This is a genomic window from Paraburkholderia xenovorans LB400 (assembly GCF_000013645.1).
GTDB classification, from domain to species: domain Bacteria; phylum Pseudomonadota; class Gammaproteobacteria; order Burkholderiales; family Burkholderiaceae; genus Paraburkholderia; species Paraburkholderia xenovorans.
In genome coordinates this window covers 1107039-1121319 of the sequence record NC_007952.1, presented here as the reverse complement: position 1 = coordinate 1121319, position 14281 = coordinate 1107039, and the positions used below count along the sequence as shown (strand labels likewise).

At 66.2% G+C, this 14281-nt stretch carries 8 protein-coding genes and 1 pseudogene; 4 read left to right on the top strand and 5 right to left on the bottom strand.

Translation table 11 applies throughout. The annotated features are described in order from the left end of the window. From bcsB to BXE_RS26955, 3 genes are read left to right on the top strand one after another with little or no spacing between them, the layout of a single operon-like run. The gene (bcsB, locus tag BXE_RS26965) at positions 1-2544 is read left to right on the top strand and encodes a cellulose biosynthesis cyclic di-GMP-binding regulatory protein BcsB (protein ID WP_011491296.1); all 2544 of its coding nucleotides are present in this window, start codon (positions 1-3) and stop codon (positions 2542-2544) included. Positions 2545-2554: 10 nt separating this feature from the next. Further along, positions 2555-3736: a cellulose synthase complex periplasmic endoglucanase BcsZ gene (gene bcsZ, locus BXE_RS26960; protein WP_011491295.1), complete on the top strand. Its 1182-nt coding sequence runs from the start codon at positions 2555-2557 to the stop codon at positions 3734-3736. Further along, entirely contained in the window at positions 3727-8493 is a 4767-nt protein-coding gene (locus BXE_RS26955; protein ID WP_011491294.1) for a cellulose biosynthesis protein BcsC, read from the top strand. The genes bcsZ and BXE_RS26955 overlap by 10 nt, the downstream gene beginning before the upstream one ends. Before the next feature lie 66 nt (positions 8494-8559). Here the strand turns inward: BXE_RS26955 and BXE_RS26950 are convergent, their stop codons facing one another. Further along, positions 8560-9792, bottom strand: a complete 1233-nt coding sequence (locus tag BXE_RS26950) for a DUF2252 domain-containing protein (protein WP_011491293.1) — start codon at positions 9790-9792, stop codon at positions 8560-8562. Between the two features lie 252 nt (positions 9793-10044). Between BXE_RS26950 and BXE_RS26945 the strand changes: the two genes are divergently transcribed. Further along, the gene (locus tag BXE_RS26945; RefSeq protein WP_011491292.1) at positions 10045-10965 is read left to right on the top strand and encodes a DUF72 domain-containing protein; all 921 of its coding nucleotides are present in this window, start codon (positions 10045-10047) and stop codon (positions 10963-10965) included. Between the two features lie 77 nt (positions 10966-11042). On the opposite strand, the gene hutG is transcribed toward BXE_RS26945, so the two are convergent. The 4 genes and pseudogenes from hutG to BXE_RS26925 form a co-directional block, all read right to left on the bottom strand. Beyond that, entirely contained in the window at positions 11043-12011 is a 969-nt protein-coding gene (hutG, locus tag BXE_RS26940) for a formimidoylglutamase (RefSeq protein ID WP_011491291.1), read from the bottom strand. After that, positions 12008-12783, bottom strand: a pseudogene (locus BXE_RS26935) (amino acid ABC transporter ATP-binding protein). The gene hutG and the pseudogene BXE_RS26935 overlap by 4 nt, the downstream one beginning before the upstream one ends. Further along, positions 12780-13448, bottom strand: coding sequence for an amino acid ABC transporter permease (locus BXE_RS26930; protein WP_011491290.1), 669 nt, complete (start codon positions 13446-13448; stop codon positions 12780-12782). Before BXE_RS26930 ends, BXE_RS26935 begins: the two are co-directional and overlap by 4 nt. Before the next feature lie 17 nt (positions 13449-13465). Beyond that, positions 13466-14221 carry a transporter substrate-binding domain-containing protein gene (locus BXE_RS26925; protein WP_011491289.1) on the bottom strand — a complete coding sequence of 252 codons (756 nt, stop codon included), beginning with the start codon at positions 14219-14221 and terminating at the stop codon, positions 13466-13468. Between the last annotated feature and the right edge of the window lie 60 nt (positions 14222-14281).

Sequence of the window (14281 nt, the reverse complement as noted above, 5' to 3'; positions counted from 1 at the left end):
ATGCGCAACCGGATGGGGAAGGACAACATCGAACGCTCGAATCACGAGCGCAGTGGGACCGGATTGCAAGGGCGCCGCATTGGCCGCCGCGGCTCGCAACGGCTGATGCGCGGCCTCGCATGCTGGCTCGCGTTGCAGACGGCGTTGGCTGCGCCGCTGGCCTCGGCGGCTGAAGTCGTGGCAACGGTCAGCGGCGCCGGTGCGGCGGGCGCTGCCCAAAGCGCGGCAACCACCCAGGTGGCGACCGGCGTGGGCAGCGTGCCCGCGCCGGGCCCGGCCGTGCCCTACGACCCGAACGCGATAGCGCAGCCGCAACTGGCAACGCCGACGCCGGCGCTCGCCGCGTCGTCGGTGAAAGCGCTGGGCATCAGGACGCCGACCACCGCCGAGCCGGGCACGCTGGTGCCGGGCGGCCGCCGTCAGACGCTGACCTTCGCCGACCTCGGCGCGCTCGACCCGCTGCAATTGCGCGGCACCGACGGCCAGAACGGCGTGGCCTTCTCCGTGCGCGGCGACGAAGTGGTGACGGGCGCGGTCCTGCACCTCGTGTACAGCTACTCGCCCGCGCTGCTTTCGAATATCTCGCAGCTCAAGGTGCTGGTGAACGGTGAAGTGGCCGCCACCCTGCCCGTGCCGCACGAACAGGCCGGCATGCTGGTGGCGCGCGACGTCTCGATCGATCCGCGCTTCATCACCGAGTTCAACCATCTGAACGTGCAGTTGATCGGCCATTACACGACGAGTTGCGAAGACCCGGCGAACTCCACGCTGTGGGCCACCGTCAGCAATGCCAGTTCGCTCGATCTGACTTATGCGTCGCTCGCCAGCAAGCCGGATCTGGCCGCGTTGCCGGCGCCTTTCTTCGACCGCCGCGACGTGCGCCGTCTCGAGTTGCCGTTCGTGTTCCCGCAAAAGCCGGGCAACGGCATGCTCGAAGCGGGCGGCATCGTGGCGTCGTGGTTCGGCGCGCTCGCCGGTTATCGCGGCGCGGTGTTTCCCGCGCAACTGGACAACGCGCCGCTGTCGGGCAATGCCGTCGTGTTCGCGACTTCCGATCAGCGCCCGGACGGCGTCAACATTCCGGCGATCTCCGGGCCGACCATCGCGGTGGTCGATCGCGACGCGCCGGCGCGCGGCAAGCTGCTGCTCGTGCTCGGGCGCACCGAGGCCGAACTGAAAACCGCCGCGAAGTCGCTCGGCATCGGCCAGAACACGCTGACGGGCCAGAGCGCGACGATCACGCAACTGAACGAACTCGCGCCGCGCGCGCCATACGACGCACCGAACTGGCTGCCCACCAACCGCCCGGTGCGTTTCGGCGAGCTCGCCGATCCGCGCGATCTGACCGTGTCCGGTTACGACGCCGACGCCGTGCACGTGAATCTGCGCGTGCCGCCCGATCTGTTCATGTGGCACACCAAGGGCGCGCCGATCGATCTGCGCTACCGCTATACGGTGCGTCCGCTGCGCGACCGTTCCTCGCTCAACGTGAGCGTGAACAACGGCTTCGTGCAGGCGCTGCCGATTCCTGCCGAGTCCGCTTCGGTGTTCGAACTGAGCCATTACTTCGCCACCGTTCTGCCGGACAAGACCGCCGAAGCGCGCCGCACCTTGCACATTCCGCCGCTGCTGCTGACGCCGCGCACCCAGCTGCGCCTGCACTTCTATTACGACATTCCGAACACCGGCGAATGTCATGGGCGTCTGCTCGACAATGTGGTCGGCGCGATCGATCCGAACTCGACGATCGACCTCTCGTCGTTCCCGCACTACATGGCGTTGCCCGACCTGGCCGCGTTCGCCAATAGCGGCTTCCCGTTCACGCGCATGGCGGACCTCTCCGAGACCGCCGTGATCCTGCCGAACGACGCCGATTCGAGCGACTACAGCCTGTATCTGCTGACGATGGGCCGCATGGGCACCTCCACCGGCTATCCGGTGACAGGCGTGACGCTCGGCACCGCCGACGACGCCGACAAGTTCGCCGACAAGGACCTGCTGATTTTCGGCGCGCCGGGCAAGCAACCGCTGCTGCAGCGCTGGGCCAAGTCGATGCCGTTCTCCAGCGACGGCGATTCGCGCACCTTCCAGCTCTCCGACATCGTCTTCAAGCTCCAGGACTGGTGGCATGGCGAACGCGGCGTCGAGCGCACGCCCGCACGCGCCGATCTCACGCTGGTCAGTTCGAACGGTGACGCGCTGCTGACCGGTTTCGAATCGCCGCTGCACAAGAACCGCAGCGCTGTGGCGCTGGTGAGCGCGGCCGGCCAGTCGGACGCCGACCTGTCCGCCGCACTCCTCGACGCGGACGTGCTGCCGCAGATTCAAGGCGCGATGGCCGTGATCCACGGCCGCACCGTGACCATCACCTCGAACGGCGATGCGTATTACGTCGGCCACCTGTCGCCGCAGGAGTATCTGCGCTGGGCGCTGTCGTCGCATCCGCTGCTGTTGATGCTGGGTGGCGTGCTCGCCGCGCTGATCATCGCGGGGCTGTTCTACCGGACGCTGCGCTCGATCGCCGCGCGCCGCCTGAAGGACTGACAGGACTGATATGCGGGTTCGAATCAACAAGACAATCGGCGTGGCGCTGACGCTCGGGCTGGCGGCGTCGGCAAGTTTCGGCAATCTCGTCAAAGTGGCGCAGAGCACCGCCGCGCCCGGCGCCTGCGGCGACTGGAGCGGCTACCGCGCATTCGTCGAACGCTTCGTGCAGGCCGACGGCCGCGTGATCGACTACTCCACGCCGACGCAGCAAACCACCTCCGAAGGCCAATCGTACGGGCTCTTCTTCGCACTGGTCGCGAACGACCGCGCCACCTTCGACCGGCTGCTCGGCTGGACCCGCACCAATCTCGCGGGCAATCAGTTCGACGCGCGGAACATGCGGCTGCCGTCGTGGCAATGGGGCAAAAAAGCGGACGGCTCATACGGTGTGCTCGATCCGAATTCCGCGTCCGACTCCGACCTGTGGATCGCCTACGATCTGCTGCAAGCGGGCCGCCTGTGGCACGAAGCGGGTTATACCCAGATGGGCGAAGCGCTGGCCGCGCAGATCGCACGGCAGGAAATGACCACGCTGCCGGGCATCGGACCGATGCTGCTGCCCGGACCGCAAGGCTTCAAAAACGGCGGCGTGACGCGCCTGAATCCGAGCTATCTGCCGCTGCCGGTGCTGCGCGCGCTCGCACACGAGATGCCGGACGGTCCGTGGGGCAAGCTCGCCGACAGCGCCTACAAGCTGATCAGGACCACCGCGCCGCAAGGCTTCGCGCCCGACTGGGCAGCCTGGCAAAACGGCCAGTTCGTGGTCGATCCGAAAAACGGCGACACCGGCAGCTACGACGCGATCCGCGTCTATCTGTGGGCCGGTCTCGCCTCGCCCGCCGATCCGCTCGCCAAACCGTGGCTCGCGGCGCTCGGCGGCATGCGCGCGCGCGTCGCGCAAACCGGCATTCCGCCGGAGAAGGTCTCGTCGACCACCGGCGCGGCCAGCGGCGAAGGGCCGCTCAGCTATTGGGGCGCGCTCGCGCCGTATTTCAAGGCGCTCGGCGACGAGCACGGCCTCGGCCTCGCGCGCACGCATCTGGCCGCGCTCGACGCCGCCGTGCCGGGCCGCGAACCGGTTTACTACGATCGTGTGCTGGGCTTGTTCGGCACGGGTTTCATCGACGGCCGCTATCGTTTCGACGAAGCCGGACGTCTCGTGCCGAGCTGGAGAAATGCATGCGATTGAGCGCCCTCGCGTTGTCATTGCGCCTCGCGCTGAGTCTCACGGCGGTCTGTTGCGTGGCGACGGTGTCGCCCGATGCGTTGGCACAGGCCTCGAAAGATCCGCTGAACGTGCTGATCGATCAGGGCAAGTACTGGCAATCGCATCAGCGCGGCGACCTCGCCGAACAGGCGTGGCAGAAAGTGCTGCGGATCGATCCCAAACAACCGGATGCGCTCTTCGGCATGGGCATGGTGCTCGCCGACCGTAAAGACGGCGCCGGCGCGCAGCAATATCTGGCACGCCTGAAGGCGGTCGCGCCGAACTATCCGAATCTGGATGAACTCGGCCGGCGCCTCGGCGAATCGAGCCTGCGCGACCAGAGCGTGAACGACGCGCGGCGGCTCGCGCAAAGCGGCCAGAGCGCGAGCGCGGTGCAGGAATATCAGCGCGCGCTGACCGGCAAACCGGCCACGCCCGAATTGCAGCTCGAGTACTACCAGGCGCTCTCGGCCACGCCGCAAGGCTGGGATCAGGCGCGCCGCGGACTGGAGCAACTCGCGCGCGACAACCCCGACGACCCGCGCTATGCCCTCGCTTACGCACAGCATCTGACCTATCGCGACGTGACGCGCCGCGACGGCATCGCGCGGCTGCAAAAACTCGCGGGTGACAGCACGGTGGGCGCGTCGGCGAAAAAGAGCTGGCGTCAGGCGCTCCTGTGGCTGGACGCGCGGCCCTCCGACGCCGCGCTCTATCAGGCCTATCTGCAAACCGCGACGGACGACGCCGCGGTCAAGGCGCGCTTCGATTCGATGGTCCAGCAGGACAGCACGGCCCGCGCGCGCGCGCAGGAAAACGCCGCCGTCGATGCGCGCGGCCGCGCCATCGCCGACGGCTTCGCCGCGCTCGATCGCAACGACGTGGCAACGGCGCGCGCGAAGTTTTCCTCCGTGCTGGCCACCAGCCCGAACGACACCGACGCGCTCGGCGGCATGGGCATCGCCGCATTGAAGCAGGAGCGTTTCGCCGAAGCCCGCAACGATCTGGAGCGCGCGTCGCGCAACGGCAATCCGGCGCGCTGGAAAACCGCGCTCGACAGCGCGACCTACTGGACCTATACGAGCGACGCGATCGGCGCGCGCAGCAACGGCGAGTTCGCGAAGGCGAAGTCGCTGTTCGAGCGCGCGATCGCGCTGAATCCGTCCGACGTCACCGCCCAGGTCCTGCTCGGCGAAATGCTGCTCGCCAATGGCGACCCGGTCGGCGCCGAGCAGGCGTACCGGATGGCGCTGCGCCGTCAGGCCGACAATCCCGACGCGGTGCGCGGCCTGGTCGGCGCGCTCGCCGCGCAAGGCCGCGGCGACGAGGCGCTGCAGTTCGCCAATCAGCTGAATGCCGAACAGCAGTCGAAGGCCGGCGGCATCAACCGTCTGCGTGGCGAAGCACAGGCGGCGCAGGCGCGCGCGGCCGAAGCGCGCGGCGATCTCGGCAGTGCGCGCAGCCTCTTCGAAGACGCGCTGCTGAACACGCCCGACGACCCGTGGCTGCGTCTGGACCTCGCGCGCATCTACGTGCGCCAGGGCGCGGTGGCCAACGCGCGCAGCATGATGGACGGCCTGCTCGCCGCGCATCCCGACATGACCGACGCGCTGTACGCGAGCGCGTTGCTGTCGGCGGAAACGCAGGACTGGTCGACGGGTCTCGCGCAACTGGACCGCATTCCGCTCGCGCAGCGCACCGACGCGATGACGACCCTGCAACACCGCTTGTGGGTCCACCAGCAAGCCGACCTCGCCACGCGGATGGCGCGCAGCGGCCAGACCCAACAGGCGCTCGCCACGCTGCACGCGGCGGAGCCGGTTGCGGGCAACAGTCCCGAACTGATCGGCGTGATCGCCGCCGCCTACCAGCAGGCCGGCGACCCGAACCGCGCGCTCGGACTCGTGCGCGCCGCCATGAACGCGGCGCCCGGCAACACCGATCTGCTGCTGCAATACGCGGGCATTCTGTCCGCCACTCAGCAGGAAGCCGAACTCGGCATGGTGATGCGCCGGCTCGCGTCGATGCAATTGACGCCGCAGCAGCGCACCGACTTCGGCAATCTGAATCTCGGCATCGTCATCAAGCAGTGCGACGCGGTGCGTCAGCGCGGCGACCTCGCCGGCGCCTACGACGTGATCGCGCCGTGGCTCGCGGCCATGCCCGACAATCCCGATCTGCAAGCGGCGCTCGGCCGCCTCTATTCGACCGCCGGCGACGATCGCAACGCGGTGGCCAGCTATCGCGTCGCGCTGCAACGCAAGCCCGACGACCTGAGCCTGCTGCAGGCGACGATTTCCGCCGCGGCCGGCGCGAAGCAGTTCAGCTACGCCGAGTCGCTCGCCACGCAGGCCTTGAACGCGGCTCCAGGCGATCCGGGCGTGCTCGCCACGGTTGGCCGCATGTATCGCGCGGAAGGCAAGCTGTCGCTCGCGTCGACTTTTCTGCAACGCTCGCTCGTGGCCGCCAACACGCCGCTGATGGCCAACGCCCCGCGCAACCCGGCGAGCAACGTGCCGCGCGGCTGGGAAGTGGCGATGCGCCGGATCGGCGCGACACCGCTGCCGGGCACCAATCCTTTCGAGGGCAAGACCGCGACGGTCACGCCGACCGACGCCGACAACGCCGCGCTTGCGGGCGGCAGCTACAATGCCGCGCGCGCCTCGCTTCCGTATTCGCAGTCTTCCTTGCCGACACAGACCGTGCCGAACTATCCGCCGCCTACGCAACCCGCGCCTTACGTCGCGCCTTATACGGCGCCCGCGCAGCCTTACGCGCCGAACCGGGCGCCCGCCGCTCTTCCATACAACGCGCCGCGTCAGGGCGCCGATTCGGGCGGCTATGGTCAGGAAGCCTACGGATCGAGCCAGTCGGGCGCGCCGTTGCAGCCTTATCCCGGCCAGGGCCAGCCGCCGATGCAACCGCAGGCGCAGATGCCACCGATGCAGCAGGCTCCGCAATACAACCCGGCTTATCCGCAGCAGGCGCCTTATCCGCAAGCGCAAGCGCCCTATCCGCAGCAGGCGCAATACGGCGCGCCGGATGGCTATGCCGCCACGCCCTGGCCGATGTCGCCGGCCGCGCGCGAAGCGCAGACCAACGCCGGCTCGATGCAACAGCAGCCGTACGGCGCACCGGGCGCGAGCACCAAACGTCCGGCCGGCAGAAAGCAAAGCGCGTCGAAGAACAGCCGCAACGCGCCCGCCTATGCGCAGGCGCCGTATGGGCAGCAGCAAGGCTATCCGCAGCAACAGCAGGCTTACTACGGCCAGCCGGCGTATGCGCAGCAGCAACAGCAGGGCTACCCGCAGCAACCTTATCAACCCTATCAACCGTATCCGCCGCAGCAGCAAGGCTACGAGAATCAAGGCTCGTATCAGGGCTATTACGCACAACAGCAGCCGTACATTCCGCAGCCGCCCACCGGTTATGCGCAACCGTACTATCCGGCGCAACCCGGCGCGAACGGCGGCGGCAACACGTATGCGCCGTCGAACGTGGCAAGCGCGCAAACGCTCGGCGTCGCCGAAGAACTGGCGCAGGTCAACCGCGAGCAGTCGAGCTCGATCTCCGGCGGCATCGTATTCCGCAACCGCAGCGGCGAGGACGGCCTGTCCAACCTCACCGATATCGAAGCGCCGATCCAGGGGCGCATCAGGGCGGGCAACGGCCACGTCGTCGTCACGGCAACGCCTGTCACGCTCGATGCCGGCAGTGCCGCCGGCAACGTCTCCACGCTCGCGCGCTTCGGCTCGGGTCTGTCGAACAGCACGTCGGAAACCGCGGCTATCGCGGGCAACAACACCTATGGCAGCCAGACGGCGAGCGGCGTGGGCCTCTCAGTCGGCTATGAAGGCCGCCAGCTCAGCGGCGATATCGGCGTGACGCCGATCGGTTTCCGCGAGACCAATATCGTGGGCGGCGCGCAGTACAACGGTGGCATCACCGACAAGGTGTCGTATTCGCTCGCCATTGCACGGCGCGCGGTGACCGACAGTCTGCTGTCCTACGCCGGCGCGCGCGACGCCGGCTCCGGCCTCGAATGGGGCGGCGTCACCTCGAACGGCGGCCTCGGCAGCCTCGCATGGGACGACGGCACGAGCGGCCTGTATGTGAACGCGGCGTTCCAGTATTTCGACGGCACCAACGTGCCGGGCAATACCGCCGTCAAGGGCGGCGGCGGAGTCTATACGCGCCTGCTGAAAGACGCCGACCAGACGCTCACCGTCGGCGTGAATACCACGCTGATGCGCTACGACAAGAACCTGTCGTACTTCACGTATGGCCAGGGCGGCTATTTCAGCCCGCAACAATACGTGATCCTGAACCTGCCGGTCGAATGGACCGGCCGCAACGGGGCGTTCACGTACGACGTGAAGGGCTCGATCGGCGTGCAGCACTACCGCCAGGATTCGTCGAACTACTTCCCGCTCAACGACGGTTCCAACCGCCAGAGTTCGGCGGCGGCGAATGCGGGTTTCGTCGGCACCGGCGTGGATAGCGGCGCGGTATATCCGGGGCAGAGCAAAACGGGCGTGTCGTATTCGCTCAGCGCGGTGGGCGAATATCAACTGGCGCCGCAACTCGCGTTCGGCGCGACCGCTTCGCTCGGCAATGCTTATGAATATCGGGAGTGGCTCGCGGCGGTTTATGTGAGGTATAGCTTCAGCAAGCAGACAGGCTTGCAGCCGTTCCCGCCCGCGCCGCTCACTTCGCCTTACCTGTCGTTGTCGAACTGACGTTCGCGTGCGGGGCACCGGCGGCGGCCTGGGTCAGGTGAGCGCCGCCGGCAGAAGCACAACGCGTCAGCCGCTGTCGCGCCCGGTCGCGTATCGCCGGCAATGTTCCAGATAGCCGGCGGCGTGGCTGCTCACCAGTTCCACGATGCCTTTCCATAGCCACCCTGGCGCGTCGAGGGTCTTCGAACGGTTTCTGCGCAGTTCGGTGAGCCAGGCCTTGCGCTCGCCGCTATCCATTTGCCGCGCATGCGCCCGGCCAACCACCATCGCCAGGAAGCGCGCCGCCCTGGTCGCCTCGTCGCGGGTCAGTTGCTCGATGGTCAGCTTCATGTCCTGCGGCAGCAGTTCACGAATCACGACGGCGCGATCCGCGAGCCGCGCCGCCCGCATGCGCTCGCCGAGCGACGGCGACAGATGCCGCGCACCCTCCACCACCCGTTCGGCGTTATCGCGCGGCATCCGCACGCCGGCATAGCGCGGCGCGGCGGCCTGCACGGCTTCCTTGATATCCATCAGGCACAGGTCATCGCCTTCCGCCGCGGCGCCGTCGATGTCAAGCAGTACCGCATAGCGCAACCGGCCGAGCGAGCTGCATCCTTTCACCCAGTAAGCGGCGTCGAGCACTTCCACGTCGGCCTCGTCGCCGACGCCGCGCAGCACCGTGGCGAGCCGCGCCAGCGAGCCCTTCTCGAACAGCGATTCGATCTCGCGCCGCTCGCTCTTCGCCAGCGGCCAGAAGCGCGGGCCGAGCGGAATGCTCGGCTCGAGATCCTCGATACGCTCCTCGGCCAGATGACGCCACGACCGGCGCACCGCTTCCTTCATGACCACCCGCACCGCCTCGGGCTTTTCTGCGCGGATGTCGGCGTTGCCCGCCGCTTCGTCGAAGGCGAGTTCGTAGCCCTCCGCCAGCGCTTCCATCATGCTGACTGTCGTCACGCCCGGCAGGTCCGACCCGCGCGCGGCTGTCGCCAGCGACAGGCCGAGGCGAATCAGGTCATGGGCCGGATTGCCGATCACGGTCTGATCGAGATCGCGGATCTGGATCTCGACGCGCCCTTGCGCGTCGGCCACGGGTCCGAGATTGCCGGTGTGGCAATCGCCGCAGATCCAGATGGCCGGCCCCTCCGGTAACGCATGGCCTTCAATGCCGTCCAGCCATTCGTAGAACTTGCTGGTATTGCCGCGTACATACGCATGCGCCGAGCGCGCCATTCTGGCATTGCGGCGCGTGACCAGAAGCGCCTGGCGCGCGTCCGGTTTGGGCAGCTTGTTTCGTGTGAGGTTTTTCTTCGCCATTGTGTGGTCCGCGTTGATCGACGTTCGAATTGTGCGTGGTGCCGAGCCCCACGATGCGCCCCGTGGCGCACGCGAACAAGCGATATGAGCAGGATTCGGGCCTGCGGTGATCCGTCCACCGGGCCGGCGTTGTGCCCTACAATTGTCGCTGCCCTGAGCGGGCGACGCATGTCCGCGTTGCCGGACCTTCACCGGCGTAACCGAAGTGGCGTCCTGGCCCGCCGACGCGACACCTTCCACCCGAGCTCGCCGATGGACATTCGATGCGGCACCGCAGGCTGGACCGACAGAACGCTGATTGCCTGCAAGCGTTTTTATCCGCGCGGCAGCAGCAGCGCCGAAGCACGCCTGCGCTTTTACGCGTCGCAGTTCCCGCTGGTCGAAGTCGACTCGGCTTACTACGCGATGCCTTCGGCGAGCAATGCGCAGTTGTGGTCCGAACGCACGCCCGAGGGCTTCACGTTCAACTTCAAGGCGTTCCGTCTATTTACCGGCCATCAGACCTCGCCCGACGCGCTGCCGAAAGACATTGCGATGGCGCTGCCGGAAGGCATTACCGGCCCGCGCAAGAAGAACGTCTACTACCGCGACATGCCCGCCGAGATCCGCGATGAACTATGGCGGCGCTACCGGGAGGCGCTCGAACCGCTGCGCCTGAGCGGGCGCCTCGGCGCCGTGCTGTTCCAGTTCGCGCCGTGGATCACGCGCGCGCCGGACGGCCTCGCGCTGGTCGACGAATGCAGGGCGCGGATGGCGGGCTACATGATGGCGGCTGAATTTCGCAACCAGTCCTGGTTCGACGAGGCGCATGCGGCCTGGTCGATCGACTTTCTGCGCGAGCGCGGCATCGTGCATGTGATCGTCGACGCCCCGCCGGACGTGACCAACCGCGTGCATACAGTATGGGAAGTAACCCATCCCGCGCTGGCGATGGTGCGTCTGCATGGGCGCAACACAGAGACATGGAGCGCGACGGGCGCGGCGAGCGCCTCGGACCGCTTCGACTACGACTATGACGAAGCGGAATTGACCGAACTGGCTGTGCCGATCCGCGCGATCGCGACGCGCGCGGGACGCACGCATGTCATTTTCAACAACTGCTTTGAAGACCAGGGACAACGCAACGCCCGGACTTTGATGACGATTCTTCGCACCGACGCGATCCGGCCTTGAGAACGGTGTGAGGCAAGAGTCGGCCAAGGGCCGATTGATGTCTTCCGCATGCGCCCCGCGGTTCGAGAGTCCCGGATTTAAAGCAACCGGTACGCCAGTCGCGCGGCAACTCTCGCGGTGCGTCTGTCCTGATCGAGCGTTGGGTTGTACTCCGCGATATCCGCCACGCGCAGCTTGCCCGAAGCCCGCACGCGCAGCACCATCGCTTCGATCACGGATAGCGGTACGCCCAGCGCAGCGGGCGCCGAGACACCCGGCGCCGTGGCGGCCGGCAACACGTCGAGATCGATCGTCAGATAGACGTCGTCCGCCGCGTCCAGCAACTTCTGAAGCTCATTCAGACGCTGCGGCAATTGCGTTTCCTGCATATCGACGTCGAACACGTAGTGCACGCCAAGTCGCTCCGCATGGGCGAACAGCGAGGCTGTATTGCTGAGATCGCTGATGCCGAAGCACGCATAATTGAACGGCACCCCTCGCTCCGCACAGTCAAGCGCGATCTGATCGAACGGCGTGCCGGAATTCGCGGGGCGCTTCTGACGCAAATCGAAGTGAGCGTCGAAGTTGATGATCAGCAGCTTGCGCGATATGAGCAGCGTGGCTTCATTCTCGGCTTCACGCTGCTGGTGCAGCCGCAAACCGCTATATGTGCCCCACGCGACTTCATGACCGCCGCCCAACACCAGCGGGCGTCCGCCACCCGCCAGCACCTCGCTGACCACGTCGGCCAGTTCCGCCTGCGCGGCTTCGAGGTCGCCGTCGTCGCACACCACATCGCCGGCGTCGGCCAGCGCCACCATTGCCGTTTTGGCCGGCAAGCCTGCCAGCACGCGGCGCAATTCCATCGGTGCATGCGCCGCGCCGATCCGGCCTTGATTGCGGCGCACGCCTTCATCGGAGCTGAAACCCACGATCACCGGCGCATCGTGCTGCACCCGCACCGCGCTACCGAACGGCGTCACCTGATTGAAAACACGCCGCGTGTCGCCGGCCTCGCCGTCGTCGGAACGGCCTGCCCACACCTTGTCATTGAATGGGACTCTCATGCGCGTGACAGCACCGCCTGCAGGAATGCGCGTGTGCGCGGCTGTGATGGCGCAGAGAAAATCTCCGCGGGCGGCCCCGCTTCGACGATCACACCGCCGTCCATCACGACCACCACATCGGCGACTTCCTTCGCGAAGCCCATTTCGTGTGTGACTACCACCATCGTCATGCCTTCGCTCGCGAGCAGTTTCATCACTTGCAGCACTTCGCCGACCAGTTCGGGATCGAGGGCGGATGTGGGCTCATCGAACAGCATCACCCGCGGCTGCATCGCTAGCGCGCGAGCAATCGCAACCCGCTGCTTCTGACCGCCCGACAGACTCGCCGGCATCACATGCGCCTTGTGTGCGAGTCCGACTTCTCCAGCAACGCGATCGCAGTCGCTTCGGCCTGCGCCTTGCTGGCGCCACGCAACATGCGCGGCCCCACGGTGATGTTATGCAGCACCGACAGGTGCGGAAATAGATTGAACGACTGAAACACCATGCCGACTTCGGTGCGCAGCGCGTTCAGCGAACGCTCTTTGAGCATCTCGCCCTGGTCGACTAGCCGATGCCCACAAATGTCGATCGTGCCGCCTTCTGCTTGTTCGAGTCCATTACAGCAGCGTAGAAATGTACTCTTGCCCGAGCCGCTCGGCCCGATCACCACCACGACCTGCTGCGGCTGGATATCGAAATCGATGCCGTTGAGCACGGTATGCGAGCCGAACGATTTGGTCAGCCCGCGAATGCTGACGATAGGCTCACTGACTTTGGCCACGGTATTCATTGCACCATTCCTCCAGCACGCAAACGACGTTCGACGCGATGCAGCGCGTAATTGGTCGCTTGCGTCAACACGAGATACACCAGCGCGATAGCGAGATACACTTCGAGCGAACGATACGACACGCTGATGATCTTCTGGCCTTCATGCATCAGATCGTCGATTGTCAGCAGCGACACCAGCGCCGAGTTCTTGATCAGCGCGATGAATTCGTTGCCGAGCGGCGGGATCATCCGCACGATGGCCTGCGGAAGAATGATCGCGCGCATCGCCTGCCCCGCCGACATGCCGATCGAACGCGCCGCTTCCATCTGCCCGCGATCGACCGACTGAATCGCGCCGCGCACGATCTCCGATACATAAGCCGCCGAATACAGACCGAGCCCGAGCATGCCGCACACAAACGCCGGTAGCAGAATGCCGAATTGCGGGAGGCCGAAGAACAGCAGGAAGAGTTGCACCAGCAATGGCGTGCCGCGGAAGAAGGTCAGGTACGCGGTGCAGAAGCCGTACACCATGCGCCGCTTCGGCGTCAGCCGGCCGATGCCGATCAACAGGCCAAGCACGCAACTGAGCGCGAGCGACGCGGCGGTCACTTCGACCGTCACCAACGTGCCTCGCATGATGTCTGGCCAGCCGGCAATCACCGGCGAGAAATCAAGTTCCATTTCGTTTGCCCGGCCGTTTATTGCGCACTCGCGCCGAACCACTTCCTGGCGATCGCCGCATACGTGCCGTCAGCCTTGATCCTGGCGAGCGCGGTATTGAAAGCTGCCTTCAACTGCGGCTCGTCTTTGCGCACCGCGATGCCGTAGGCTTCGGTTGTCAGCGTTTTGTCGAGTACGCGGAAGCCGGTGCGCGTTTTCGCAACCTGATACGCAGCCGGCTTGCCCGTCACAGCAGCGTCGGCACGGCCGATGCCCACCAGATCGAACATTTCCTGGTTCTTCTCGACCTCGACGCGATTGATCTGCGGGAAGTTATCGCGCAGGAAGTTCACCGACTTCGTGCCCACCTGGACCGAGACTTTCTTGCCGTTCAGATCGGCCACCGTCTTGATCGGCGAATCGCTTTTGACCAGCACGGCCAGCCCCCCCGCGTAGTACGAATCGGTGAAGTCGACCACTTTCGCGCGCTCGTCGGTAATGTAGATGGCAGAGATCGCAGCGTCGAAACGATGCGCGATCAGGCCGGGAATCAGCCCTTTGAAGTCAATGTCGGTCCATTGCACGCGTTTGCCCATCGCTTTCGCGAGCGCATTCATGAGGTCGACGTCAAAGCCGGTGCGCGCGCCGTTCTCGGTGTACTCCATCGGCGGGAAAGTGGCGTCGGTGGCGACGTTCAGCACATCCGGCGTTTGTGCTGACGCCGCGCCGGAAAATCCGCCAAACGTCACGGCGAACGTGACACATGCAAGGGACAACAGTCGTTGCAGCTTCATGGGGTAGGCTCCTTGTGGTTCTATCAAGTCATGCGGTTGATTCGGGAACCGAATTGAAGG